Annotated in this window: 25 protein-coding genes; 11 read left to right on the top strand and 14 right to left on the bottom strand. The window is 69.9% G+C overall.

Annotated features, from left to right (window positions below; translation table 11 throughout):
* Genes F6W70_RS01700 through F6W70_RS01685 form a run of 4 tightly spaced genes read right to left on the bottom strand, consistent with a single transcriptional unit; the run spans nucleotide 1 to nucleotide 3,953 of the window.
* Entirely contained in the window at nucleotides 1-486 is a 486-nt protein-coding gene (locus F6W70_RS01700) for an ASCH domain-containing protein (protein WP_151485759.1), read from the bottom strand.
* A 20-nt stretch (nucleotides 487-506) separates the two neighbouring features.
* A complete protein-coding gene (locus F6W70_RS01695) occupies nucleotides 507-2,201 on the bottom strand; it encodes a cytochrome b/b6 domain-containing protein (RefSeq protein ID WP_151485758.1) in 1,695 nt (564 codons plus the stop codon).
* A gap of 2 nt (nucleotides 2,202-2,203) precedes the next feature.
* Nucleotides 2,204-3,175, bottom strand: coding sequence for an electron transfer flavoprotein subunit alpha/FixB family protein (locus tag F6W70_RS01690; RefSeq protein ID WP_055866071.1), 972 nt, complete (start codon nucleotides 3,173-3,175; stop codon nucleotides 2,204-2,206).
* A gap of 1 nt (nucleotide 3,176) precedes the next feature.
* Complete coding sequence (locus tag F6W70_RS01685) at nucleotides 3,177-3,953, bottom strand: electron transfer flavoprotein subunit beta/FixA family protein (RefSeq protein WP_017829470.1); 777 nt, start codon at nucleotides 3,951-3,953, stop codon at nucleotides 3,177-3,179.
* Between the two features lie 140 nt (nucleotides 3,954-4,093).
* Here F6W70_RS01685 and F6W70_RS01680 point away from each other — a divergent pair, with 140 nt between their 5' ends.
* Genes F6W70_RS01680 through F6W70_RS01670 form a run of 3 tightly spaced genes read left to right on the top strand, consistent with a single transcriptional unit; the run spans nucleotide 4,094 to nucleotide 5,542 of the window.
* Complete coding sequence (locus tag F6W70_RS01680; protein WP_151485757.1) at nucleotides 4,094-4,630, top strand: MarR family winged helix-turn-helix transcriptional regulator; 537 nt, start codon at nucleotides 4,094-4,096, stop codon at nucleotides 4,628-4,630.
* Nucleotide 4,631: 1 nt separating this feature from the next.
* Nucleotides 4,632-5,102: an SRPBCC family protein gene (locus tag F6W70_RS01675; protein WP_151485756.1), complete on the top strand. Its 471-nt coding sequence runs from the start codon at nucleotides 4,632-4,634 to the stop codon at nucleotides 5,100-5,102.
* A complete protein-coding gene (locus F6W70_RS01670; protein WP_055866074.1) occupies nucleotides 5,099-5,542 on the top strand; it encodes a YdeI/OmpD-associated family protein in 444 nt (147 codons plus the stop codon). Before F6W70_RS01675 ends, F6W70_RS01670 begins: the two co-directional genes overlap by 4 nt.
* A 96-nt stretch (nucleotides 5,543-5,638) precedes the next feature.
* On the opposite strand, the gene F6W70_RS01665 is transcribed toward F6W70_RS01670, so the two are convergent.
* Genes F6W70_RS01665 through F6W70_RS01650 form a run of 4 tightly spaced genes read right to left on the bottom strand, consistent with a single transcriptional unit; the run spans nucleotide 5,639 to nucleotide 10,083 of the window.
* The gene (locus F6W70_RS01665) at nucleotides 5,639-6,415 is read right to left on the bottom strand and encodes an enoyl-CoA hydratase-related protein (RefSeq protein ID WP_127483066.1); all 777 of its coding nucleotides are present in this window, start codon (nucleotides 6,413-6,415) and stop codon (nucleotides 5,639-5,641) included.
* A gap of 28 nt (nucleotides 6,416-6,443) precedes the next feature.
* On the bottom strand, nucleotides 6,444-7,349 hold the full coding sequence (mmsB, locus tag F6W70_RS01660) for a 3-hydroxyisobutyrate dehydrogenase (RefSeq protein WP_151485755.1): 906 nt from the start codon (nucleotides 7,347-7,349) through the stop codon (nucleotides 6,444-6,446).
* Nucleotides 7,346-8,551, bottom strand: a complete 1,206-nt coding sequence (locus F6W70_RS01655; RefSeq protein WP_151485754.1) for an acyl-CoA dehydrogenase family protein — start codon at nucleotides 8,549-8,551, stop codon at nucleotides 7,346-7,348. The genes mmsB and F6W70_RS01655 overlap by 4 nt, the downstream gene beginning before the upstream one ends.
* A 29-nt stretch (nucleotides 8,552-8,580) precedes the next feature.
* Nucleotides 8,581-10,083, bottom strand: coding sequence for a CoA-acylating methylmalonate-semialdehyde dehydrogenase (locus tag F6W70_RS01650; RefSeq protein WP_055866083.1), 1,503 nt, complete (start codon nucleotides 10,081-10,083; stop codon nucleotides 8,581-8,583).
* Nucleotides 10,084-10,499: 416 nt separating this feature from the next.
* On the opposite strand from F6W70_RS01650, the gene F6W70_RS01645 reads away from it, so the two are divergent.
* On the top strand, nucleotides 10,500-11,084 hold the full coding sequence (locus F6W70_RS01645) for an antibiotic biosynthesis monooxygenase (RefSeq protein WP_055866086.1): 585 nt from the start codon (nucleotides 10,500-10,502) through the stop codon (nucleotides 11,082-11,084).
* Nucleotides 11,085-11,093: 9 nt separating this feature from the next.
* Here F6W70_RS01645 and F6W70_RS01640 read toward each other — a convergent pair whose 3' ends face one another.
* From F6W70_RS01640 to F6W70_RS01620, 5 genes are read right to left on the bottom strand one after another with little or no spacing between them, the layout of a single operon-like run.
* A complete protein-coding gene (locus tag F6W70_RS01640) occupies nucleotides 11,094-12,227 on the bottom strand; it encodes a bifunctional 2-methylcitrate synthase/citrate synthase (protein ID WP_151485753.1) in 1,134 nt (377 codons plus the stop codon).
* Between the two features lie 2 nt (nucleotides 12,228-12,229).
* Nucleotides 12,230-13,132: a methylisocitrate lyase gene (gene prpB / locus F6W70_RS01635; protein WP_151485752.1), complete on the bottom strand. Its 903-nt coding sequence runs from the start codon at nucleotides 13,130-13,132 to the stop codon at nucleotides 12,230-12,232.
* The gene (locus tag F6W70_RS01630) at nucleotides 13,132-14,658 is read right to left on the bottom strand and encodes an MmgE/PrpD family protein (RefSeq protein ID WP_151485751.1); all 1,527 of its coding nucleotides are present in this window, start codon (nucleotides 14,656-14,658) and stop codon (nucleotides 13,132-13,134) included. Before F6W70_RS01630 ends, prpB begins: the two co-directional genes overlap by 1 nt.
* 3 nt (nucleotides 14,659-14,661) lie before the next feature.
* Entirely contained in the window at nucleotides 14,662-15,327 is a 666-nt protein-coding gene (locus tag F6W70_RS01625) for a GntR family transcriptional regulator (RefSeq protein ID WP_151485750.1), read from the bottom strand.
* A gap of 34 nt (nucleotides 15,328-15,361) precedes the next feature.
* Nucleotides 15,362-16,387, bottom strand: a complete 1,026-nt coding sequence (locus F6W70_RS01620) for an EamA family transporter (protein WP_151485749.1) — start codon at nucleotides 16,385-16,387, stop codon at nucleotides 15,362-15,364.
* Between the two features lie 39 nt (nucleotides 16,388-16,426).
* On the opposite strand from F6W70_RS01620, the gene F6W70_RS01615 reads away from it, so the two are divergent.
* From F6W70_RS01615 to F6W70_RS01585, 7 genes are all read left to right on the top strand, one after another.
* Nucleotides 16,427-16,963, top strand: a complete 537-nt coding sequence (locus tag F6W70_RS01615) for a CGNR zinc finger domain-containing protein (RefSeq protein ID WP_127483074.1) — start codon at nucleotides 16,427-16,429, stop codon at nucleotides 16,961-16,963.
* A 191-nt stretch (nucleotides 16,964-17,154) separates the two neighbouring features.
* Nucleotides 17,155-17,730, top strand: coding sequence for a glucose-6-phosphate isomerase family protein (locus F6W70_RS01610; RefSeq protein WP_017829485.1), 576 nt, complete (start codon nucleotides 17,155-17,157; stop codon nucleotides 17,728-17,730).
* Between the two features lie 9 nt (nucleotides 17,731-17,739).
* On the top strand, nucleotides 17,740-19,230 hold the full coding sequence (xylB, locus tag F6W70_RS01605; protein WP_151485748.1) for a xylulokinase: 1,491 nt from the start codon (nucleotides 17,740-17,742) through the stop codon (nucleotides 19,228-19,230).
* The gene (locus F6W70_RS01600) at nucleotides 19,206-20,234 is read left to right on the top strand and encodes a phosphoglycerate dehydrogenase (RefSeq protein ID WP_151485747.1); all 1,029 of its coding nucleotides are present in this window, start codon (nucleotides 19,206-19,208) and stop codon (nucleotides 20,232-20,234) included. Before xylB ends, F6W70_RS01600 begins: the two co-directional genes overlap by 25 nt.
* Nucleotides 20,231-21,193 (top strand): shikimate dehydrogenase family protein, encoded by a 963-nt coding sequence (locus F6W70_RS01595; protein ID WP_151485746.1) that lies wholly within the window; start codon nucleotides 20,231-20,233, stop codon nucleotides 21,191-21,193. Before F6W70_RS01600 ends, F6W70_RS01595 begins: the two co-directional genes overlap by 4 nt.
* Nucleotides 21,193-22,164, top strand: a complete 972-nt coding sequence (locus F6W70_RS01590; RefSeq protein WP_151485745.1) for a phosphotriesterase family protein — start codon at nucleotides 21,193-21,195, stop codon at nucleotides 22,162-22,164. The genes F6W70_RS01595 and F6W70_RS01590 overlap by 1 nt, the downstream gene beginning before the upstream one ends.
* A 70-nt stretch (nucleotides 22,165-22,234) precedes the next feature.
* Nucleotides 22,235-22,531: a putative quinol monooxygenase gene (locus F6W70_RS01585; protein ID WP_318278775.1), complete on the top strand. Its 297-nt coding sequence runs from the start codon at nucleotides 22,235-22,237 to the stop codon at nucleotides 22,529-22,531.
* A 70-nt stretch (nucleotides 22,532-22,601) separates the two neighbouring features.
* Here the strand turns inward: F6W70_RS01585 and F6W70_RS01580 are convergent, their stop codons facing one another.
* The gene (locus F6W70_RS01580; protein ID WP_151485743.1) at nucleotides 22,602-23,600 is read right to left on the bottom strand and encodes an ABC transporter substrate-binding protein; all 999 of its coding nucleotides are present in this window, start codon (nucleotides 23,598-23,600) and stop codon (nucleotides 22,602-22,604) included.
* Nucleotides 23,601-23,736: the final 136 nt, after the last annotated feature.

Genomic DNA, 23,736 nt, shown 5'->3' with positions numbered 1-23,736 from the left:
TCACCGTGTGGGTGCAGTCGCGGCATCCGACGGGAGGAGCAGGTGGAATCGCTCGCACACCACTGGCATGTCCGGCTCGTATCCGCGGGGGTTCTCGGAGTGCAGTCGCCAGAAGCGCTCGTGCACCTCACGCCAGTGCGCGAGCGTGCGGTCGCCCTCGCCCTCGGCGAAAGCGTGCTCTTCATCGACCTCGTCGAACGGCACGACCTCGACCGCGACGGTCTCGATCACGGCTCGCGGCACCTCGGCACCGTCGAGGAGTATGCTCAGCTCGCCCACGCGCGGCAGCGGTTCCCCGGCCTGTTCGTAGTCCCACAGCGCGGAGGCGGTACCCACCTTCACTCCGCTGATCACCAGCGCCAGAAGCTCGTCGGCCTGCTGCGGTGTGGCACCGAAACCCCACGCCTCCGGCTGCGCTTCGGGCAGGCGGGGATCAGCCGCCCTCGCCCGTCGCCAGAAGGTCTCGATGTCGATGCTGTCACTCACTCCCTCAGGCTAGCTCCGGCTCAGCGTCCGGAGACCTTCCCGAACGCCTTCGCGATGGGGGCGAGCACCAGCGGGCGGGCGGCCACCCACGCGATCGCGATCACCACGAGCGAGAGGACGAACACCCAGAATCCGGTCCAGGTGACCGCATCCTGCGCCGCGAACATGTGGTTCAGGTTGCGCAGGAATCCGGTCAGCATCACGAGCGCGACGTGGGCGATGATGAACGCCACGAAGTAGAGCATGATCGGGAAGTGCAGCGCCCGCGCCCACTCGACCGGGTACGCCTTCGACAGCTTCTCGGCCTTCTTGGGCCACAGCCCCGACATGCGGAACCCGGTGATCGCCGCGAGCGGTGCGGCGATGAACACGGTCGCGAAGTAGGCGAGCTGCTGCAGGCTGTTGTAGTTGTTCCAGCCGTTCTCGTGCGGCCAGTCGAACGAGACGTACTGCAGTGCCGCCGACAGCGCGTTCGGGAACACCTCCCAGCTCGTCGGCACGATGCGCACCCAGTGCCCGGTGACGAACAGAAGGACCACGAAGATCACGCCGTTCACGAGCCACAGGATGTCGAGCGACTGGTGGAACCAGAGGTTGAGGCTGATCTTCCCCTTGGGGTTGCCCCGGGGCGTCCAGAACACGGTCGGCCGCTTCTCGGTGCGCACCTGCAGGCCCGAGCGGATGATCAGCACCATCAGGAACATGTTGAAGAAGTGCTGCCAGCCGATCCAGGGCGAGAACCCGGGCTCGACCGCGATCGCGGGTTCGTACTCGCCAGGGAAGGCTGCGAGGAAGTCCTGCATGAACGGGAAGCTCAGGAGCGTCCGCACGAAGGCGATCGCCGCTCCTGCGAGCACTCCGAGCGCGGCGGCGCCGAACAGCACGCCGATCGCCTGCGTCCAGGTCGGACGACGGCGGACGGTTGCCGGCGCCGGTGCGGCAAGGATGTGACGCGGTGCGCGCCCGTTCCACACCGTGCGGGTCCAGGGCAGAGGCGTCGAGACGTCGGCGATGGCCGGAGCAGAGCCGGCGACGGCCACGGCGGTCGCGGCCGCTGCGGGCGTTTCCACGGCTGTCGCTTCCACGGCGGCAGCGGGCGTGCTCTCGGAGGCGACGGGCTCGAGAAGAGCGGATCCTGCGGCTGTCCGCACGAGCGGAACAGTGTCCGCGGGCGGCCAGGGGTCGCCACCGACCACTCGGGGCAGGCCACGACGGACACCGCCGGCCGCGGCGGGCTGCGCCTCGGGTTCGGCGACTGCGGACGAGGGGGCGGTCGATGCGGCGGCCGCCTCCGGCGCGGTCGCCATCGCCGTCGACACGGGAGATGCTGCCTCTGCGGCCGGTTCCGCCGTCGTCGTGTGCGGAGCGGGGGCCGCGGCAGCGAGGGCGGCGGGGGTCTGCGACGGCGGCCAGGGCTCGCCGCCCGAGACCCGCGGCAGACCGCGACGGATGCGCAGTGCTCCGGAGGTCGCCGGAGAAGCGGCTTCCGTGGGCGGCGCGGGAGCGTCCGCCCGTGCCGGATCCACCGCACCGGTCGTCACCCCGGTGTCGACCGCGGCGACCGCAGCCGGCGTCACCGCGTGCGCCACCGGCTCCGGGGCCGCACCGGCCTCCGGTTCCGCTGCGGCCGCGTCGACGGCCACCGCATCAGCGGGAGGCCAGGGCTCTCCACCCGGCACGCGCGGCAGACCGCGTCGCAGCATCCGCGTCGCCATGGCTACTTCTTCCGCGCCTCGAGGGCGGCGATCACCTGCGGGACCACGGCGAACACGTCGCCGACGATGCCGAAGTCCGCGACGTCGAAGATCGGCGCCTCGGGGTCCTTGTTGATCGCGACGATGTTCTTCGACGTCTGCATGCCCGCGCGGTGCTGGATCGCTCCGGAGATGCCGAGCGCGACGTACAGCTGCGGCGACACCGACACCCCGGTCTGACCGACCTGGTGCGATTGCGGGATGTACCCGGCGTCGACGGCTGCCCTGGAGGCGCCGACGGCCGCGCCGAGTGCGTCGGCGAGCTCCTCGACGAGCACGAACTTCTCCTTGGACGCGAGGCCCCGACCGCCGGAGACGACGCGCGTCGCTCCGCGCAGCTCGGGACGGGAGGAGGCGACCTCGACCGCCTCGACCGGACCTGCCGTCGCCGCGACGGCCCCGGACGGCGTGACATCGAGCACCTCGACCGAGTGCGACGGCACGGCCTCGGCACGCGCATCCACCGCGCCCTGACGCACCGTGATCACGGGGGTGCCGAAGGTGGGAGCCGAGTCGACGAGGTACGCCCCGCCGTAGACCGAGTGATGCGCGAGCACTCCCTCGTCGTCGCGTGAGACCCCGACGGCGTCGACCGACAGCGCGCTCTTCGTGCGCACAGCGAAGCGTCCGGCCACATCACGACCGGAGATGGAGTTCGAGATCAGCACGGCGTCGGGGCGCACCTGCGCGGCTGCGGCCTGCAGGGCGTCCACGATCGGCACGGTGAGCGCTGCGGGGTCGCCGTCGGCGGTCAGCACGACGGATGCTCCTGCCGCGGCAGCCTGGTCCACCGCGGCGGGGCTCCCGCCGACGATCAGAGCCACGGGCGAGCCGATCGTGGAAGCAGCGCCGAGGAGCGCCGCCGTGCTGCTCGCGACGTAGCCGGAAGGATCGACGTCGATGAGGACGAGGATCGGGTTCTCGGAGGAAGTCATCTCACACCAGCCTGTTCTGCACGAGGTAGTCGACGAGCTTGTCGGCCGCGTCGCCCTCATCGGTGATCTTCACGCCGGCAGCCCGCGGGGGCTTCTCCGACACGGTCGTCATAATGGTCCGCGGGGCGGCGGACGGATCTGCCGACACATCGAGGTCGGCGAGCGAGAGCACTTCGAGCGGCTTCTTCTTCGCCGCCATGATCCCCTTGAAGTTGGGGAATCGGGCGTCGGGGAGCGCCTCGGTGATCGAGATCACGGCGGGCAGCGGCGCTGAGACCGGCTGGCTGCCGGCGTCCGCGCCTCGGACTCCCGAGACGCCGTCTGCGGTGATCTCCACCGCGGAAAGGGCGGTGACCTGCGCGAACCCGAGATGCTCGGCGATCATCGCGGGGATCACACCACCGGAGCCGTCGGTAGACAGGTTGCCGGTGATCACGAGGTCGGGGGCGCCGCGGCGGATCGCCGCGGCCAGCACCTCGGCGGTGAGGCCGAGGTCGGCACCGGCGAGCTGCTCGTCGGCGATGTGCACGGCGGAGCCGGCACCGATCGCGAGCGCCCGGCGAAGGGAGGCCGTCGAGCCCTCCGGAGCCATCGAGACGGCCACCACCTCGGTGCCGTCGTTCTTGTCGGCGTAGCTGAGGGCGACTTCGAGAGCGCGCTCGGTGATCTCGTCGAGGACCACATCCCCCGCCGCGCGATCAGCGAGTCCGGTCTCGAGATTCAGCTTGCGATCGCCATAGGTGTCCGGCACCTCTTTGACCAGGACGAAGATCTTCATCGATTGCTCCTCACGACTGCTGCAATTCTAGACCGCGATACTGAGTTCCAGCTCACATGCGACTGAGACTCAGCGGCCACAGCGAAGGATGCGTCGCGCGCCGTCGCCGCACCCCACCCTCCCGCCACTACCGTAGAGAAATGGCCCGACCCCGTCCGCTCCCCATCGATCCGCTCGCCGAGGCGAAGCGGCAGTGGCTCGCGCACGGATGGACGGATGCCGCCGACGGCATGGCCCTGGTCACCTCCGTCATGCGCGCCCAGCAGCTGCTGCTCGCCCGCGTCGATGCGACCCTCAAGCCCTTCGCTCTGAGCTTCGCCCGCTACGAGGTGCTGCGCCTGCTGGCCTTCAGCCGCGCGGGGAGCCTTCCGCTTTCGAGCGTGGTCGCCCGACTGCAGGTACACCCGACCACGGTCACGAGCACGGCGGAGCGGCTGGTGCGCGACGGCCTGATCGCGCGTGAACCGCACCCGCACGACGGACGCGCCGCGCTCCTGGTCCTGACCGAGTCCGGCCGGGAACTGGTCGAGCGCGCCACCCATGCCCTCAACGCCGATGTCTTCGCCCAGCCCGGTCTGAGCCGCGACGACGCGGCCGAACTCGTCGCGATCGTGGCCAGGCTGCGCAAGGACGCGGGCGACTTCGCCGATCCGCGTCCGCAGCCCGAAGCCCTCTGACATGGCCCGGTTCGCACTCGAGACGGTCATCGGTGCGGCCCCCGCCGAGGTGTTCGCCGCCTCGCTCGACCCTGCACTGCACGTGAAGAGCATGGCCCGATTCGGCGAGACGATGATCGAGGCACCGGCCGGCGGCGTCTTCACCGAGGGCACGACCGCGACCTGGCGGGCACGCCACTTCGGCGTCCCGTTCCGGCTGCGCTCCATCGTGTTCGACATCGATCCCCCGAACGGATTCTCGGACCGGCAGATCTCGGGCCCGTTCGCGGCGTTCCTGCACGAGCACCGGTTCGAGGAGCACCCGTCCGGCACGCTCATGCACGACACGGTGACCTTCCGCTCGCCGTTCGGCCCGCTCGGCCGGCTCGTCGACGCGCTGTTCATGCGGGAGTACATGCGCCGCCTCATCACGGAGCGCAACGCGATTCTCACCGCCGAACTCGAGGGTCCCGGGCGTACTCTTTCGGCATGAGCGAACTGCGCCTGCACACCGTCCTCACCGGCCGTGGCCCCGCTGCGGCGATCCTCCTCACGGATGAGCAGGTCGCCTCCCTCGGTGCCGGCAAGGCCTTCCCCGTGGCCGTCACCGTCGGCGGACGCACCGCCCGCCTGCGCCTGGCGCGGATGGGCAGCGAGAACATGATCGGCTTCAGCAAAGCCGTGCGTGCCGACCTGGGGCTCGAGATCGGCCAGGAGGTCGACGCCGTGATCCGGGTGGATTCGGCCGAGCGCACGGTCGAGGTACCGCCGGGACTCGCCGCGGCCCTCGATGCCGACCCTGCTGTGCGCGCGGCCTTCGACGCCCTGTCGTACACCGTGCGCAAGGAGCACGCGCGCAGCGTGGCCGAGGCCAAGCAGGAAGCGACGCGCGAGCGCCGGATCGCGAAGATCGTCGACGCGCTCCGCGGCTGAGGTGGTGCACGACTCCGCAGGAATTCTCGTCGGGCACGGCGCTGAGAGCCGCTTCCGGCGAGGCGCACTCTGTTCCGAGGAGTTGTTCACGACGCGCTAGCGGTTCTGGAAGTCGGGCGACCGCTTCTGGCGGAAGGCCGACATGCCCTCCTTCTGATCCGCGGTGTCGAACAGGGCGGCGAAGGCCCGCTTCTCGTGCGCGAGTCCCTCGGCCAGGGGCGTCTCCATGGCCGCATCCAGCGCGGCCTTCGCGGCATAGACCGACGGCAGCGACTTCGACGCGATCGTGTCAGCCAGCTTCGTCGCCTCGGCGAGGAGGTCGGATGCCGCGACGACGCGGGAGACGAGGCCGGAGCGCTCGGCCTCCTCCGCTCCCATGAATCGGCCGGAGAGCACCAGCTCCGCCGCCTTGTAGTAGCCGACCGCGCGGATCAGTCGCTGGGTTCCGCCCATGCCGGGGATGACGCCGAGGTTGATCTCGGGCTGTCCGAACTTCGCGTTGTCGGCGGCCAGGATGATGTCGCACATCATCGCCAGCTCGCATCCGCCGCCCAGGGCGAAGCCGGAGACCGCGGCGATCACGGGCGTGCGCACCGCGGCGAACTCGTGCCAGACCCCGAAATGATCGGTCTCGAGCATCTGCGCCGCGGACATGCCCTCCATCTCCTTGATGTCGGCGCCGGCGGCGAAGGCCTTCTCGGATCCGGTCACCACGATCGCGCCGACGCCCTCGTCGGCGTCGAAGGCCACGGCCGCGGCGGTGACCTCTTCCGCGAGCCGGCTGTTCAACGCGTTCAGCGCCTCCGGACGGTTCAGGGTGATCCACCCGACTCGTCCGCGCTGCTCGACCAGGATCGTCTCGTACTCGGTCATGTCACCCTCTCCGTCGAAATACCGATCATCACACGCGGTCGTCGCGGATGTCGGTGATGATCCCGGAGAAATCGCGCCCCGCGCCGTCGCCGGCCGCGAACGCGGCATAGATCTCCTGCGCGAGACGGCCCATCCTGGCATCCGTCGACGTCTGCTCGATCGCCTGCAGCGCGAGGCCGAGATCCTTCGCCATCAACGCCCCGGCGAAACCCGGCTGATAGTCGCGGTTGGCAGGACTCGTGGGCACAGGGCCGGGCACGGGGCAGTTGGTCGTGATCGACCAGCACTGGCCCGAGGCCTGCGAGACGACGTCGAACAGCGCCTGATGCTCGAGCCCGAGCCGCTCCCCTAGCACGAACGCCTCGGCCACCGCGATCTGCGAGACCGCGAGCACCATGTTGTTGCACACCTTCGCCGCCTGCCCGAGGCCGGGACCGCCGCAGTGCACGATGCGCTTTCCCATGACCTCGAGCAGCGGGAGGGCGGCTGCGAAGTCGTCGTCCGACCCGCCGACCATGAAGGCGAGGGTGCCGTTCTCCGCGCCGACCACGCCTCCCGACACCGGAGCGTCGACGTTGCGGTGCCCGGCGGCGAGCGCGAGAGCGTGGGCGGCCCGAGCCTCATCGACGGCGATGGTCGACGACTCGATGAAGAGCGTGCCGGGGCGGGCGGCCGCGAGCAGTTCGGTGCGATAGGCCTCGATCACGTGCTTTCCGGCGGGGAACATGGTGATGACGACATCCGCGTCGGCCACGGCATCCGCGCCGCTCGCCGCCACCGGGATGCCGGCCGTCTGCGCCGCTTCGATGGCCGCGGGGACCAGATCGAAGCCGTGCACCTCATGTCCCGCGGCGAGGAGGTTCTTCGCCATCGGCAGTCCCATGTGCCCGAGGCCGAGGAACGCGACGACCACCGGGGAGGACGGCGCCGTCATGATCCGCTCCGCATCTGATCTCCGCCGTTGCGCTGGAGGGAGGCGGAACCCGCCGGCCGCAGCATCTCACGTCCGACGATCAGTCGCATGATCTCGTTCGTCCCCTCCAGGATCTGATGCACGCGCAGGTCGCGGACGACCTTCTCGATCCCGTAGTCCTGCAGATAGCCGTAGCCGCCGTGCAGTTGCAGAGCCCTGTTGGCGACGTCGAAGCCGGCGTCGGTCGCGAAGCGCTTGGCCATGGCGCAGCGCATCGTCGCGTCGGGTGCGTGCTCGTCGACCGCCTGCGCGCCGTCGCGCACCATGAGTCGTGCCGCGTGCAGGTCGGTGCGCATGTCGGCGATCGCGAACAGGATGGACTGCTTCTCGGCGAGCGGCTCGCCGAACGCCATCCGCTCGTGCACGTACTTCACGGCCTGATCGAGTGCCCACTGGGCGCCCCCGAGCGAGCAGGCGGCGATGTTGAGACGGCCTCCGTTGAGCGCGGACATCGCGATCGCGAACCCGCGACCCTCGTCGCCGAGCATGGAGGAGGCGGGAACCCGCACACCGTCGAGGATCACCTGGCGGGTGGGCTGCGCGTGCCAGCCCATCTTCTTCTCCGGGGCGCCGAAGCTCAACGCCTCGGAGTCGCCGGGGACGAGGAAGGCGCTGATGCCGCGCGCGCCCGGCTCCCCCGTGCGCGCCATGACGACGTAGACGGCAGCCTCGCCCGCTCCGGAGATGAACTGCTTCACTCCGGTGAGCACGTAGTCGTCGCCGTCGCGGACGGCGCTGGTCGCGATGTTCGCGGCATCCGATCCTGCGCCCGGCTCGGTGAGGCAGTAGCCGCCGAACTCCGACATGGCCGTCAGCATCGGCAGCCAGTGCGCGCGCTGGGCGTCGTCGCCGTAGGTGTCGATCATCCAGACGACCATGTTGTGGATGGAGATGTAGGCCGCGACCGCGGGGTCGCCCTTCGCGAGCTCCTCGAAGATCGCGACGGTGTCGAGACGGCTGAGGCCGCTGCCGCCGAACTCCTCGTCGACGTAGATGCCGCCGAGCCCGAGCTCGCCGGCCCGGCTGAGCGACTCCCGCGGGAACAGGTGCTTCTCGTCGCGCTCGGCGGCGTACGGGGCGAGCTCGGTCTCGGCGAACTCGCGGACGGCGCCGATGATCGCCTCGCGCTCCTCGGCGGTGGTGGTGACGGTGGTCATGGTCATCGTGGTTTCCTTGTGCGAGGTTTCCGGGGCTAGTGCATGGTCGGGATGACGAAGCTGGCACCATCGCGGATGCCTGCTGCGGGCCAGCGGCTCGTCACCGTCTTGGTCTTCGTGTAGAACCGGAAGGCGTCGGTTCCGTGCTGATTGAGGTCGCCGAATCCGCTGCGCTTCCAGCCGCCGAACGTGTAGTACGCGATCGGGACCGGGATCGGCACGTTCACACCGACCATCCCCACCTCGACGCGGGCGGCGAAGTCGCGGGCCGCGTCGCCGTCGCGCGTGAAGATCGCGACGCCGTTGCCGTACTCGTGCTCCGAGGCCATCCGCAGCGCCTCCTCGTAGTCGGCGGCGCGGGCGATGACCAGCACGGGGCCGAAGATCTCCTCTCGGTAGATCGCCATGTCGGTGGTGACGTGGTCGAACAGGGTCGGTCCGAGGTAGAAGCCCTCCTCGTGCCCTTCCACGGTGAAGCCGCGACCGTCGGCGAGGAGTGTCGCCCCCTCGTCGATGCCCTGCTGGATGTAGCCCTCGACCCGCTCGACGGCCGCCCGTGTGACCAGCGGGCCGTAGTCGACGTCGGCCGCGAGAGAGGGGCCGACCCGCAGCTGGGCGACGCGTTCGGTGAGCTTGGCGGCCAGCGCGTCGGCTGTCTCCTGTCCCACCGGGACAGCGACCGAGATGGCCATGCAGCGCTCGCCCGCCGAGCCGTACCCCGAGCCGATCAGCGCGTCGACGGCCTGATCGAGGTCGGCGTCGGGCATCACGATCATGTGGTTCTTCGCGCCGCCGAAGCACTGCGCGCGCTTGCCGTTCGCCGCGGCCGTCGCATAGATGTACTCGGCGATCGGGGTCGATCCGACGAAGCCCACGGCGCGGATGCGCTCGTCGGTGAGCAGCGTGTCGACCGCCTCCTTGTCGCCGTGCACGACGTTGAGGACACCCGCGGGGAGACCCGCTTCGAGGAAGAGCTCCGCGATGCGCACCGGCACCGAGGGGTCGCGCTCGCTGGGCTTGAGCACCACCGCGTTGCCGGCGGCGAGCGCGGGGCCGGCCTTCCACAGCGGGATCATGGCGGGGAAGTTGAACGGGGTGATCGCGGCGACGACCCCGAGCGGCTGCCGCATCGAGTAGACGTCGATGCCCGTTCCCGCACCGGTGGAGTACTCGCCCTTGAGCAGGTGCGGAGCGCCGGCTGCGAACTCGATGACCTCGAGGCCGCGCTGGATGTCGCCCTTCGCATCGTCGACCGTCTTGCCGTGCTCGCTCGCGAGCAGCTCGGCCAGTGACGTCATCTCACGCTGCACCAGGTCGAGGAACCGCAACAGCACGCGAGCGCGCTTCTGCGGGTTGGTCGCGGCCCACGCGACCTGCGCCTCTTCTGCGTTCGCGATCACGCGGCGCACCTCGTCGGCCGAGGCGAGCGGCACGCGCGCCTGCACGGCACCGGTGCTCGGATCGAACACGTCGGCGAACCGACCGGAGTCGGGAGTGAGAAGCGATCCGCCCACGAAGTGCGGGATAGTACGAGTCATTGTGTGACATCCCTCCGTGCCGTCGTTGGCACATTGGGGAGTTTACTCGGAGGGCCGGACATTTACTAGGACATCCTTGTATTCCTCGCGCACGGCTGCGTCTGCGTCGATCGAGGTTGTTCGCGCCGCGTTCACCGCCGCGTCATCTCGCCCGGGTACAACTGCAGGTGCGCGGACAGAGACTCAGACCGGATCGGGTGTCACGTCTACCGCGCACACGGTGAGCGCTCTCGCTCCCGTCGCGGCTCCACGCCGCGAGACCCCCGCCGAATCGGGTCGGCGGGGGTCCTCCTCGTGGAGGCGGGAGCGGCCGGGAGCACGCCGCATCCGAATTAGAATCGACGGTGCGCCGCCACCCTTGGCGCATCCGCTTCGACGCCCCGACCCCGGGCGCCCGTTCCCCCGAGGACCCCACCATGTCCGAACCCCTCACCGTGTCCATTCGCCGCGAAGTCGACCCCGAGCGCATCGTCGAGGCGACCGCCTGGGTGCAGACGGGGGTGAACCTCGCGACGAAGTACCCGGGCTTCCTCGGCTCCGGCTGGGTGCGCGCCGGCGAGGACTCGCAGGTGTGGCACATGCTCTACCGGTTCGCGAGCGAGGACTCGCTCACCGCCTGGGAGCAGTCGGCAGAGCGGGCCTGGTGGCTGTCGATGGGCCAGGGCTTCGTGCGCAGCGAGCGCTCCAAGCGCCGCACCGGGATCGAGGGCTGGTTCGACGAGCCGACCACCGGCACGATCACGCTGCCGTCCGCCGACGGCACGACCGAGACGGTCACCGTCGCCCCCGCTCCCCCGCGGTGGAAGCAGGCGACCTCGATCTGGCTGGGCTTCTTCCCCGTGAACCTCGCGTTCACCTACGCGATGAGCCCCGTGCCGGGGTGGAACGAGCTGCCGATCTGGGCGCGGGTGCTGGCCACCACCCTCGTGCTCACGCCGATCATGGCGTACTGGGTGCTGCCGTTCGTGACCCGGTCCCTGCGGAGCTGGCTCACCCGCTGACCGCGACGCTCAGACCGCGACGTGCCGCTCGTCCGGGCCGTCGTAGTGCGACAGCGGACGGATCAGCGCGTTGGATCCGGCCTGCTCGATCACGTGCGCGGTCCAGCCCGTCACCCGCGCCGCCACGAACAGCGGCGTGAAGGTCAGCGTGTCGAAGCCGATCAGGTTGTAGGCCGGGCCCGAGGGGTAGTCGAGGTTCGGGTAGATGCCCTTGCGCGCCACGAACTCCGACTCGAGAGCGTCGTACAGAGCGGCGACGTCGGCGCGGTCGTAATGCTCCACGAGGGTGTCGAGCGCGGCCTTCATGGTCGGCACACGCGAGTCGCCCTTCTTGTAGACGCGGTGCCCGAAGCCCATGATCTTGCGCTTCTCGGCGAGTGCTTTGTCGAGCCACGGCACGACGTTCTCGGCCGTGCCGATGTCGTCGAAGATGTGCAGCACGGCCTCGTTGGCGCCACCGTGCAGCGGACCCTTGAGCGCGCCGATCGCGCCGACGACCGCCGAGTAGATGTCGCTCAGGGTCGAGGTGATCACGCGCGCGGTGAACGTGGAGGCGTTGAAGGAGTGCTCGGCGTAGAGGATCATCGAGCGGTTGAAGGCATCCACCACGACGTCATCCGCCTCTTCGCCGAACGTCATCCAGAGGAAGTTCGCGGAGTAGTCGAGGTCGGAGCGTGCAGCGATGATCTCCTGGCCGCGACGACGACGCTGACCGTAGGCGACGATCGCAGGAAGCGCGGCGAACAGGCGGATACTGCGCTCGAGGTTCTGCTCGGGGCTGCCGCCCGCGTCGAGCACCGAGCCGCCGGCGCCGGGGTCGGAGGCGCCGATCAGGCTGACCGCGGTACGCACCTCGTCCATCGGGTGCGCATCCAGCGGGACCAAGTCGATCGCGGTCTTGACGTTGTCGGCGAGCGTCCGGTGCTTGCGCTCCTCGAGCCGGAAGGCTGCGAGCTCCTCCGGAGTGGGCAGCTCGCCGTTCCACAGCAGGTAGGCGACGGCCTCGAACGGCTGCGTGTCCGCCAACTCCTGCACGGGGTAGCCGCGGTACAGCAGGCTGTTCGTCTCGGGGTTGACCTTCGAGATCGCGGTCGTGTCGACGACGACGCCCGCGAGGCCCTTCTTGATGTCCGGCTCGGTCATGGTCACTCCTTCGTGATGGTGAAGTTGAAGACGCCAGAGTCGAAGTGGTCGTACGACTCGTAGTCGATCAGATCGTAGAGATCGGCGCGGTGCTGCATCTCGCTGAGCGTGGAGGTCAGGTGCCCCTCTTCGTTCAGAGTATCCAGTGCGCGGCCTGCGGCCCCCATCGAGATGCGCAGCAGCGACACGGGCCAGATCACCAGGTTCACACCCGCGTCACGCAGCTGGTCGACCGAGAACAGCTCGCTCTTGCCGAACTCCGTCATGTTCGCCAGGATCGGCACGTCGAGCGCCGCGGCCATGGCCTCGAACTCGGCGAGAGTGCGCATGGCCTCGGGGAACACCGCGTCGGCACCGGCGTCGACCAGCGCCTTGGCACGGTCGATCGCGGCGTCGAGACCCTCGACCGCGCGGATGTCGGTGCGCGCCATGATGAGGAAGTTCTCGTCGCGACGAGCGTCGGCTGCGGCACGGATGCGCTTGATCGCGGTGTTCTCGTCGACCACGGCCTTGCCGTCGAGGTGGCCGCAGCGCTTCGGATTGACCTGATCCTCGATGTGCGTGCCGGCGAGGCCCGCGTCTTCGAGCTCCTGGATCGTGCGGGCGACGTTCATCGGCTCGCCGAAGCCGGTGTCGGCGTCGACGATCGCGGGGAGGTCGGTCATGCGGGCGATCTGCTTCGCCCGTCCGGCCACCTCGGTGAGCGTCGTGAGGCCGATGTCGGGCAGGCCAAGGTCAGCCGAGAGCACGGCGCCGGAGATGTAGACGCCGTCGAAGCCCTTCTGCTCGATCAGGCGCGCGCTCAGCGGGTTGAACGCACCGGGGAAGCGCAGCAGCTCCCCGCTCGCGAGGCGCTCGCGGAACAGTCGGCGCTTCTCGGCGGGCGTGACGGTGGAGTACAGCATCAGAACAGTCCCGCAGGAGCAGGAGCAGCCTCGAGCAGGCCGGGCTTCGCGACGATCGAGAGCTCGCCGACCTCGGCAGCCGTCAGCTCGGGCAGGCGCTGCACGAGGGCGAGGAACCGCTCGATCTCGGCGGGCTCGAGCACGGGCTCCGCCAGCAGACGGAACTTCGCGATGTAGTTCTCTCGGGCGAACGGACGAGCCCCCAGCGGGTGCGCATCGGCCACGGCGATCTCGTCGACCACGGTCGAGCCGTCGGCGAGGCGGATCTCCACACGACCGCCGAACGCCTTCTCGGCCGGGTCCTCGGAGTGGTAACGGCGGGTCCACTCGGCATCCTCCGCCGTGGTGATCTTGTGCCACAGCGCGACCGTGTCGGCACGGCCCGCGCGCTCGGGGGCGTAGGAGTCGACGTGGTGCCACCCGCCGTCCTGCAGGGCCACCGCGAAGATGTACGGCACCGAGTGGTCGAGCGTCTCTCGCGACGCGGTCGGGTCGTACTTCTGCGGGTCGTTCGCGCCGGAGCCGATCACGTTGTGGGTGTGGTGGCTGGTGTGGATCACGATCTGATCGATGTTCTCCGGGTCGCGCAGCGCCGGGTTCTCGATCCCGAGCTTGCGGGCGAGGTCGATCAGCGCCTGCGCCTGGTATTCGGCCGAGTGCTCCTTCGTGTACGAGTCGAGGATCGCGCGCTTGGGCTCGCCGGCGGCGGGCAGCGGCACGTCGTACGACGTGTCCTTGCCGTCGAGCATCCAGGCGATCACGCCGTCTTCGCCTTCATAGATGGGGGCGGGGCTGGTCTGTCCGCGCATCGCCCGGTCGACGGCTTCGACGGCCATCTTGCCGGCGAAGGCCGGAGCGTGCGCCTTCCAGGTCGAGATCTCGCCCTTGCGGCTCTGGCGCGTGGCGGTCGTGGTGTGAAGGCCCTGCCCGACGGCCTGGTAGATGGTCTCGACGTCGAGGCCGAGCAGGGTGCCGATGCCGGCGGCGGCGGACGGGCCGAGGTGGGCGACGTGGTCGATCTTGTGCTTGTGCAGGCAGATCGCGCGCACCAGGTCCATCTGGATCTCGTAGCCGGTGGCGATGCCGCGCACGAGCGCCCGCCCGTCCTTCCCGGTGTGCTGCGCGACCGCGAGGATCGGCGGGATGTTGTCGCCGGGGTGCGAGTACTCCGCGGCGAGGAACGTGTCGTGGTAGTCGAGCTCGCGCACGGCCACGCCGTTCGCCCAGGCGGCCCACTCGGGGCTGGTGCGGTGATCGAGCGCCGCACCGAACAGGTTCGCACCGACGCCGCCGGTCGAGACGGGGTGGCTGAACGCCTGGGCCCTGGCCGCGTTGATGGGCGCACGGGTGAGGGAGGCCGCAGCCACCGAAGCGTTGTCGATGATGCGGTTGATGATCATGTCGACGACGTCCTGCTCGACCTCGACCTGGTCGGCGGCGACCTCGGCGATCTTCCAGGCGAGCTGGTCTTCCCTGGCGAGGTTCTCGTCGCTGCGGTGCACACGGACGTGGTGGGTGACGGTCATTTCTTATCCTTCACTGTTGCGGGATTCGAGGGAATCGAGGATGCCGGTGAGCGCGTTGTGCAGATGCACGTGCGTGGCGTGGGCGGCGAGGTCGCCGTCGCGGGCGGCGAGCGCCTCGGCGATGGTGCGGTGCTCGGCGGCGGAGGCGGCGAGCCGGGCGGGCTTGTCGCGAGCCATCCGGCGGACACGCACGAGGTGGGTGCGCACGGTGCGCAGCGCCGAGGCGATGTAGTCGTTCGCGACGGCCGCGTCGAGCGCGACGTCGAAGCGGGCGATCAGCGCGTAGTAGGCGTCACGGCCTTCGACGGCGTCGAGGTCGACGTGCGCGAACTCGTCGGCGAGTGCGGCGAACAGGGCGGCGTCTCCCCTGGTGGCGGCGAGGCGGGCTGAGCTCTCCTCGAGCGCGCGGCGGATCTCGAAGAGGGAGCGGATGTCGTCGGCATCCAGATCGGCGACCACGGTGACCCGCGGCGACTGCTGCACGACGAGCCCATCCGCGATGAGTCGACGCAGCGCTTCACGCATCGGGGTGCGGCTCACACCCAGGCGCTCGGCCTGTTCGACCTCGCCGAGCACGAAACCGGCCGGGAGCGTGCCCGACTGGATGCCATCGAGCAGAGCCGCGTACGCGCGATCACTCGCGGAGGTGCGTTCCACGGCGAGGGTCATGCCCTCAGTGTATACATAAACCGAGATTGAAGGGTCAGAGTTCTTTCTCAGCGGGCTTCTCGTATACATTCTTCGCAGGAAGCGCCGGCGCCCCCGCGGGTATCGGCTCGACGAATTTCGCCGCGACGGGCTCACCCAGCTTCACGACCACGACGCCCACGAGCACGAGCACGCCGCCGAGCGCCTGCAGCAGGTCGGGCAGCTGCCCGAGAAGCAGCCAGCCGAACAGCAGGGCCGCCACCACCTCGGCGAGTGCGACGAAGGAGGCGAGCCGCGAACCCAGCATCCGCGTGGAGGCGATGCCGAGCAGGTAGGCGAGCGCGGTCGCCACGACCCCCATCGCCAGCACCGGCACGAACCAGGGCACGCTGCCGAACCGGTACGCGATGTCGTCGGTGGTCCACGCGATCGGCAGCACGCCGATCGCACCGGCCACGGTGAGCCCGACCGCGCCGAGAAGCAGACCGCTCCCGGCGAGGGCGATGGGCGGCAGCCCGGTGTCGACCTTGGCCGAGAGCACGAAGTAGGTCGCCGCGCCCACCATCGCCCCGAGTGCCCACAGGATGCCGGCCACGTTCACGTCGGCCCCCGTGAGGATGTCGAGCATGAGCACGAGCCCGACGAAGGCGATGGCCGCGCCGAGGATGCTGCGGCGGGTCGGCCGTTCACCCCTTCGCAGCCACAGCCACAGCAGCACCGCGACCGGGGCGGTGTACTCGATGAGCAGAGCCAGACCCACGTCCATGACGGCCACGGCCTGGAAGTAGAAGAGCTGGGTCGCGGCGACAGCCAGCAGTCCGTAGGCGAGGATCATGCCGGCGTTGCGCCGCAGCAGCACCCACCGCCCTCGGAGGGACAGGATCGTCGGGATCAGCAGCACGAGAGCGGCCACCCAGATGCGGGCGGTCACGGCAGCCCCGGGCGTCCATCCGGCATCTATGAGCCCTCGCGCCCACCCGCCCGACATGCCGAAGGCGAAGGCCGCGGCGAGCGCGAGCGGCAGTCCGAGGCGCACGTCTCGTGCGGAGGAGACCACCGTGTCACTTCTCACCTTGCTCATGATCGATGACGCTACTCGCGCGCGCTGTAAGATGTCAACATGATCTTCACCGATGACACGGAGGAGGCGCTGCGTTCCGCCGTCTGGCTCGCGAACTCCGCCGAACAGCCGGACACGCTGAACGACCTCGACGATGAAGACGCCTTCCTCCGCGAGTTCCCCTACACCGGGCGCCTCGACCGCGATGAGGTCGAGGTCGCCTCGCTGCGCGATCTGCGTCCGCGCCTGCGCGCCATGCTGCTGGCACCGCGTGACGAGATGGCCGCGCACGTCAACGACGCGCTCGCGGAGTCCCGGCTCACCCCGGCGCTGCGTCGCCATGACGGCTTGGACTGGCACCTGCACGCCGTCGCCGATGAGCAGCCCTTCGCCGAGCGCATCCTGATCGAGACCGCGATGGCCCTGATCGACGTCATCCGCGCCGACGAGGGCTCGCGCCTCTCCGTGTGCGACGACGACACCTGCCAGTCGATCGCGCTCGACCTCTCGCGCAACCGCTCGAAGCGCTACTGCTCCACGACGTGCGCGAACCGCAACGCCGTCGCCGCGTACCGCGCGAGGCGCACCGCCGAGTGACCCGGCACTGACGCCGACGGCCCCTCCGCGCTCAGGTCGCACTTCCTGCCGGATTCTTCACGATCGGGCGGCATCAACGGCGACCGAAGCGGCAACAGGCATGCACCTCTGGACGCCACCTGTCATAACAGGTACAGTGAACTTGTCATTACAGGTTGCGCAGCGCCGCAGCACCGTTACGAGGAGCACCGATGCCCGAGTTCCACACCCCGCCGATCTCTCCGATGGCGATCGCCTTCGATGCCGAGAAGCTGACGCTCTCGCCCGAGGGGCCGACCCTCACCCGGCGGATGTCCGACCTCGAGGGGCTCTTCCTCGACGCCGAGGCCTGGGCCGAAGCATCCGCCGGCGAGAACCCCGTCGTCTACACGGTCGTGAGCTCCCCCGTGCCCGAGGCCGACCGCGAGCTGCCGCAGTCGATCACCACGATCATGCCCGGCGACACCGGCGGCGAGCTCTGGATGACCAAGGGGCACCAGCACCCGAACCACCAGGGCGAGATCTACCTGGCGTTGCAGGGCCGCGGCGGCCTGCTCATGTTCGACGGCGAGCGCACCGAATGGCTCGACATGCTCCCCGGCACCATCGGCTACATCCCGCCGGGCTGGGCGCACCGCTCGGTCAACACCGGCGACGAGCCCTACGCCTTCCTCGCGGTGTATCCGGGAGGAGCAGGGCACGACTACGGCTGGGTGCTGGAGCACGGAATGGGCTCGCGTGCCTATCGCGCAGCCTCCGGCGTCGACCTGCGTCCCTACGCGGAATAGGCTCCGGCCATGATCATCGCGCACGACCTGGGTACGACCGGGAACAAGGCCTCGCTGCATCATGACGACGGCCGTCTCGTCGCCTCGGTCACCGTCCCCTACCCCGCGCACTTCGCCGCGGGCGGGGTCGCCGAGCAGAACCCTGCGGACTGGTGGAACGCGGTCGTCGCCGCCACGCGCGACCTGATCGCGCGCACCGGCACGGCCGCGACCGACATCGCCGGACTCGTGGTCAGCGGCCAGATGATGGGGGCCGTGCTGCTCGATGCCGACGGCGAACCCGCCCGTCCGGCGATCATCTGGGCCGACACCAGGGCCGGCGCCCAGCAACGCGAGCTCGAGGCCGCGATCGGCGCCGAGCGTGCCTACGGCATCTTGGGCCACCGCCTCAACCCCACCTACTCGGTCGAGAAGATCATGTGGGTGCGCGACAACGAGCCCGACACCTGGACGCGCGTGCGTCGGGTGTGCGTCGCGAAGGACTTCATCGTGCTGCGTCTGACCGGGCGCCTCGCGACCGACCGCTCCGATGCATCCGGCACCAACGCCTACGACCAGGCGCGCGGCACCTGGTCGGACGAGGTGCTGCAGGCCGCGCGCCTCGACCCCGCACTGTTCCCCGAGATCCTGGAATCCACGCAGATCGCCGGCGCACTGACCGAGGCCGCCGCCGCTGCTCTCGGACTCCACACGGGAGTGCGCGTGGTGATGGGTGGCGGCGACGGACCGCTCGCCGCCGTCGGCTCGGGTGTGGTCGCCCCGGAAGACGGCGCGTACGTGTGCCTGGGCACCTCGTCGTGGATCTCGTTCGCGGCCGACGCCCCGCTGCACGACCCCGCGATGCGCACGTTCACGTTCGACAACGTCGTTCCCGGCTCGTTCGTGCCCACCGCCACCATGCAGGCCGGCGGCGCCTCCGTGCAGTGGATCGCCGAGGCGCTCTCGCCCGACCCCGCGCACCCCGAGACCGCGCGCCTGACGGCCGAGGCATCCGTCGACGTCGACACCGACGACCTCTACTTCCTCCCCTACCTGCTCGGGGAACGCTCCCCGATGTGGGACCCGGATGCCCGGGGTGCGTTCCTCGGGCTGGCCCGCCACCATGGCAGGGCGCACCTCGTGCGGGCCGTGCTGGAGGGCACGGCGTTCAACCTGCTCAGCTGCATCCAGGCGTTCCGTGAATCAGGCGCCGTGATCGACCGCATCGATGCCGTCGGCGGCGGAGCCCAGAGCGACGTGTACCTCTCGGTGCTCGCCGATGTGTGGGGAGTGCCGGTGCGCCGACGCACGATCGTGGAAGAGGCGAACAGCCTCGGTGCCGCGGTCACCGCCGCGGTCGGGCTCGGACTCACCGACTTCTCTGCCGCCCGCGCCCTGAGCGAGGTCACCGCCGAGTTCACCCCGGATGCCGGGCGCCACGCCGTCTACGCCGAGCGGCACGCCCGCTTCGTCGACGCCTACACGGCCCTCGCGCCGTGGTTCGCCGGACGGCCGCGCTGATGGGCGTCATCCTCGTCACCAGCCGCTCGTTCTCGGACGGCGACCTGGATCTGGTGGAACGCGCCGCTCAGGCGGGACACCGCATCCTCCGCGGTCCGGCGCACCACGACCTCGACGAGTTGCGGTCGCTGCTGCATGGTGCCGACGCGTGGATCGCCGGCACCGGCGCGATCACCGAGGAGCATCTCGCCGCGGCTCCGAAGCTCAAGGTCGTCGCCCGGTACGGCGTCGGCACCGAGTCGGTCGACCTGGCAGCGGCGCGAGACCGCGGCATCCCGGTGACCAACACTCCGGGCGCCAACGCCGATGCGGTGGCCGACCACGCAGTCGGGCTCATGCTCGCCGCCCTCCGCTTCGTCCCCGACGGCGACCGCCGCGTGCGCGCCGGCGACTGGACCGTGCGTCGCGGGCGGGAACTCGGGGCCGCCACGGTCGGGATCGTGGGCTTCGGACGGATCGGCCAGGGGGTCGCCGCGCGACTGCGCGGCTTCGGGCCGCGCGTGCTCGCCGCCGACCCGTTCCTGCCCGACGACGTGGTGCGCTCTCGCGGTGCGGAACCCGTCGCGCTCGACGACCTGTTCCGCCGAGCCGACGTCATCACCCTGCACGCCCCCGGGGGCCAGCGACTGGTCGACGCCGAGCGTCTGGCCGACATGCGACCGGGAACCGTGCTGGTCAACACCGCCCGTGGCGATCTGATCGACGAAGCCTCCGTGGCACGGGCGCTGCACGACGGTATCCTCGCCGGCTACGCGGCCGACACCCTCGACGGCGACACGGCCGCACATGACAGTCCGCTGCTCGCGCCCGAACTCGCCGATCGCGTGATCGTCACCCCGCACCTGGGCGCGCAGACCACGCAGGCCGTCGACAACATGGGCTCCCTCTCGCTCGCCGACGTGATCGCCGTGCTGTCGGGCGCCGAGCCCGCCCACCCCGTGCCCAACGCCTCCATCTCCATCCCCGCCCCCGTCCCCGTCCCCGTCCCCGAGGAGACCCGATGACCATCGACGCCGTCCGCACAGAGGCCGCGACACCGGCCACGGCATCCGCCGACTACATGGGGTTCGTCGGGGTGACCACCGCGTCATCGTCGATCATGAAGGTCTTCCCGCTCTGGGCCGACATCCTGGGCCTGCCGACCCGCACCCTGCTCGGCCACGACCTGCCGATGGATGCCGAGCCCGCGCAGTACCGCGCCATGGTCGAGCAGATCCGCGACGACCCGCATCACCGCGGGGCGCTCGTGACCACGCACAAGATGAACGTGTACGCCGCGGCCTCCGACCTGTTCGACGAGCTCGACCCGTTCGCGGTGTCGTGCTGCGAGATCTCCAGCATCTCCAAACGGGGCGCGGTCCTGTCGGGGCGGGCGAAGGACCCGATCACGGTCGCCCTCGCCCTGAACGACTTCCTTCCCGCCGACCACTTCGCCCGCACCGGGGCCGCAGTCGTGATCCTCGGCGCCGGAGGTTCGGGCACCGCCCTGAGCTGGGCGCTGGCCGAACGCGAAGACGCCCCGGCGAAGATCACGGTGACGGCCCGCACACAGGACAAGCTCGACCACCTGCGCGATGTGCACCGCCAGCACGGCACCAGGGAGGGGCTGATCGAGTACGTCGTGACCGCTTCCGCCGAAGATGCCGACGCGCTGGTGGCCGCCGCCCCCGCAGGATCGGTGATCGCCAACGCGACGGGGCTCGGCAAGGACCGGCCCGGCTCTCCTCTGACCGACGCGGTGGTGTTCCCCGAGGGCGCGTATGCATGGGAGTTCAACTACCGCGGCTCGCTCGAGTTCCTCCACCAGGCCGAGGCGCAAGCGTTCGCACGCGGGCTGCACGTGGTCGACGGCTGGCGGTATTTCATCCACGGCTGGTCGCAGGTCGTGGCCGATGTGTTCGATCTCGACCTGACGCCCGAGATCGTCGAACGGCTCGCCGAGGCCGCGGAGTCGGTGCGCTGATGTCCGCCCTCGTCCGCACGGTGCTCGGCGATATCGACCCGGCGCTGCTCGGGCGGGTGGACTATCACGAGCACCTGTTCCAGGTGTCGCCGCTGCTCCCGGGCGACGAGCTCGACGACGAGCGGGCGTCAGGCGAAGAAGCAGCCCTGCTGCAGGCGAGCGGGTTCGAGGCGATGGTGGATGCCACACCGTTCGGCCTTGCCCGCGACCCCGCAGCCCTGGCCCGGATCAGTGCGACGACCGGACTGCACATCGTCGCGACGACCGGCCGACACCGCGAGGCGCACTACGGCGCGGATCATCCGATGCAGGTGTGGGCCTCCGAGCGTCTGGCCGCCCTCTTCATCGCCGACATCACGCGCGGGATGCCCGCCGACGACGGGGAGATCTTCGAGACGCCCGAGGTGTCCCTCGCTGCCGCGCCCGATGGCGGACCCGTGCGCGCAGGTCTGCTCAAGGGCGGCGCCGACTACTGGCGCATCAGTGCGTTCGAGCGCACCACCCTGATCGCCGTGGCCGAGGCGCACCGCGCGACGGGCGCTGCGGTCATGGTGCATCTGGAGTTCGGCACCGCGGCCCATGAGGTGCTCGACCTGCTCGACGCCGAGGGCGTGTCCGCCGATCGGGTCGTGCTCGCGCACGCCGACCGCGACCCCGACTCCGGGCTGCACGTGTCGCTCGCCGAACGTGGAGCCCACCTCGGCTACGACGGCTTCGCGCGTCCGCGCACCCGCTCCGACGCCGAGCTGCTCGCCCTGACGGTCGCGGTGGTGGAGCGCGGGGCCGGCGACCGGATCGTGCTCGGCGGCGACGTCGCCCGGCGCACGCGGTACATCGCCTACGGCGGCATGCCCGGACTCGCCTACCTCGGCGACCGCTACCTCCCGCGCCTCCGCGCGGCCGTCGGCGACGACGCCGTGCACCGGATGCTCGTGACCACCCCGGCCCGCCTGCTGACCCTCGCGCCGTGATCTTCTCCCCCTGCGCACGAGCATGACCATGAGCATCCGACTCCACGCCCGACATCCCCGAGGAGACACCGTGTCCGAGCCGATCATCCTGCACGCCACCTTCACCGCCCAGCCCGGAACGGGCGACCGCGTGGCGGCCCTGTTGCGCGATTTCGCCGAGGTCGTGCGCGCCGAGGAGGGCAACGTCGTCTTCGATGCGACCCGGCTCGTCGACGACCCCGACCGCTTCTTCGTCTACGAGGTCTATCGCGACGAAGCGGCCTTCCAGGCGCACATCGCCGCCCCCGCAGGCATCCCCTTCAACGCGGCGCTGCAGGAGCTGATCGTCGAACCGTCGTCGCAGCTCACCTTCCTCCGCCGCGTCTGACCTTCGACCATCACTCCCACATGAAGAAGCCCCCCACCCGAAGGTGAGGGGCTTCTTCGACGATGCGGTGTCACTCGTAGAGCACGCCCGCGATCTTCGGGTCTTCGATGTTGGTCTTGTCGTACCAGTACGAGCCGGTGTCGTAGAACTTCTCGACCGACTTGCCGTTGGCGGCGTCGTACGCGGCCTGCACGACCTGTGCGCCGATGCCGATCGGGTCCTGCGTGATCGCGCCGGCCATGGTGCCGTCCTTGATGGCGTTGATCTGCGCGGCGCCGGAGTCGAAGCCGACGATCGTGATCTTGCCCTTCTCGAGGCCCAGCTCGTTCACGGCGTTCACGACACCGATGGCGGAGCCTTCGTTGGTGCCGTAGATGCCCTTGAGGTCGGGGTGGGCCGCGATCAGGGTCTTGGCGATGTCAGCCGACTTGAGGTGGTCGCCGTCACCGTACTGGATGTCGACGATCTCGATGTCGGGGTAGTCCGCCTTGATCTTGTCGACGAAGCCGTCGCGACGCTCGACACCGGTGGAGTTGATCTGCGAGTGGCCGACGATCGCGACCTGGCCCTCGCCGCCGATCAGTTCGGCCATGTGCTCGGCGGCGAGCGCACCGGCGACCTTGCTGTCGGTGGCCGACAGGCTGAGCCCGACGTCGCCGTTGCAGGGGGCGTCGAAGTAGACGACGGGAATGTCCTTCGCCTTGGCCTGCTCGAGCGGGGCGACGCACGCCTCGGGGTCGAGGGCGGCGTAGGCGATGGCACTCGGGTTCTTGTCGATCGCTGCGGTCAGCATCTCCAGCTGCGCGGCGATCTCGGTCTCGGCGGCAGGACCCTCGAACGTGATCTTCACGCCGAGCTCCTTCGCCTTGTCCTCGGCGCCCTTCTTCACGGCCTGCCAGAACTGGTGCTGGAAGCCCTTCGAGACCATGGCGATGTACATCTCGCCGTCGCTGCTGCCCCCGCTGCTCGAGCCTTCCTCGATCACGTCGCCGCCACCGGCACAGCCGGCGAACACCAGTGCGGATGCGGCCATGAGGGCCACGAGTGCGGTCTTCTTCCCGAATTTCATGAAAACTCCATTGTTTGGGTACGACTCGGTTTGTTCTGTGTGGATGCCGGACGAGCCGGCGCTGTGGACATTCCAGGTGCCTGTGCGGATGTCTCCGCGGAAGCCGGCCGTGGCCGGAGGACGACGACGGGCACGG

This window comes from Microbacterium maritypicum (assembly GCF_008868125.1).
Classification (GTDB): domain Bacteria; phylum Actinomycetota; class Actinomycetes; order Actinomycetales; family Microbacteriaceae; genus Microbacterium; species Microbacterium maritypicum.
This window is presented reverse-complemented; position numbering and strand designations above follow the sequence as displayed.

Excerpts from the sequence above, each read along its gene's own strand:
- F6W70_RS01665 (WP_127483066.1), bottom strand. The coding sequence starts at position 6,415 with ATGACCGAGTACGAGACGATCCTGGTCGAGCAGCGCGGACGAGTCGGG.
- F6W70_RS01640 (WP_151485753.1), bottom strand. The coding sequence starts at position 12,227 with ATGACCGAGCCGGACATCAAGAAGGGCCTCGCGGGCGTCGTCGTCGAC.
- F6W70_RS01595 (WP_151485746.1), top strand. The coding sequence starts at position 20,231 with ATGACCATCGACGCCGTCCGCACAGAGGCCGCGACACCGGCCACGGCA.
- F6W70_RS01675 (WP_151485756.1), top strand. The coding sequence starts at position 4,632 with ATGGCCCGGTTCGCACTCGAGACGGTCATCGGTGCGGCCCCCGCCGAG.
- F6W70_RS01655 (WP_151485754.1), bottom strand. The coding sequence starts at position 8,551 with ATGACCATGACCACCGTCACCACCACCGCCGAGGAGCGCGAGGCGATC.
- F6W70_RS01680 (WP_151485757.1), top strand. The coding sequence starts at position 4,094 with ATGGCCCGACCCCGTCCGCTCCCCATCGATCCGCTCGCCGAGGCGAAG.
- F6W70_RS01690 (WP_055866071.1), bottom strand. The coding sequence starts at position 3,175 with ATGACTTCCTCCGAGAACCCGATCCTCGTCCTCATCGACGTCGATCCT.
- F6W70_RS01620 (WP_151485749.1), bottom strand. The coding sequence starts at position 16,387 with ATGAGCAAGGTGAGAAGTGACACGGTGGTCTCCTCCGCACGAGACGTG.
- mmsB (WP_151485755.1), bottom strand. The coding sequence starts at position 7,349 with ATGACGGCGCCGTCCTCCCCGGTGGTCGTCGCGTTCCTCGGCCTCGGG.
- F6W70_RS01610 (WP_017829485.1), top strand. The coding sequence starts at position 17,155 with ATGCCCGAGTTCCACACCCCGCCGATCTCTCCGATGGCGATCGCCTTC.
- F6W70_RS01615 (WP_127483074.1), top strand. The coding sequence starts at position 16,427 with ATGATCTTCACCGATGACACGGAGGAGGCGCTGCGTTCCGCCGTCTGG.
- F6W70_RS01695 (WP_151485758.1), bottom strand. The coding sequence starts at position 2,201 with ATGGCGACGCGGATGCTGCGACGCGGTCTGCCGCGCGTGCCGGGTGGA.
- xylB (WP_151485748.1), top strand. The coding sequence starts at position 17,740 with ATGATCATCGCGCACGACCTGGGTACGACCGGGAACAAGGCCTCGCTG.
- F6W70_RS01645 (WP_055866086.1), top strand. The coding sequence starts at position 10,500 with ATGTCCGAACCCCTCACCGTGTCCATTCGCCGCGAAGTCGACCCCGAG.
- F6W70_RS01625 (WP_151485750.1), bottom strand. The coding sequence starts at position 15,327 with ATGACCCTCGCCGTGGAACGCACCTCCGCGAGTGATCGCGCGTACGCG.
- F6W70_RS01650 (WP_055866083.1), bottom strand. The coding sequence starts at position 10,083 with ATGACTCGTACTATCCCGCACTTCGTGGGCGGATCGCTTCTCACTCCC.
- F6W70_RS01590 (WP_151485745.1), top strand. The coding sequence starts at position 21,193 with ATGTCCGCCCTCGTCCGCACGGTGCTCGGCGATATCGACCCGGCGCTG.
- prpB (WP_151485752.1), bottom strand. The coding sequence starts at position 13,132 with ATGCTGTACTCCACCGTCACGCCCGCCGAGAAGCGCCGACTGTTCCGC.
- F6W70_RS01630 (WP_151485751.1), bottom strand. The coding sequence starts at position 14,658 with ATGACCGTCACCCACCACGTCCGTGTGCACCGCAGCGACGAGAACCTC.
- F6W70_RS01580 (WP_151485743.1), bottom strand. The coding sequence starts at position 23,600 with ATGAAATTCGGGAAGAAGACCGCACTCGTGGCCCTCATGGCCGCATCC.
- F6W70_RS01670 (WP_055866074.1), top strand. The coding sequence starts at position 5,099 with ATGAGCGAACTGCGCCTGCACACCGTCCTCACCGGCCGTGGCCCCGCT.
- F6W70_RS01685 (WP_017829470.1), bottom strand. The coding sequence starts at position 3,953 with ATGAAGATCTTCGTCCTGGTCAAAGAGGTGCCGGACACCTATGGCGAT.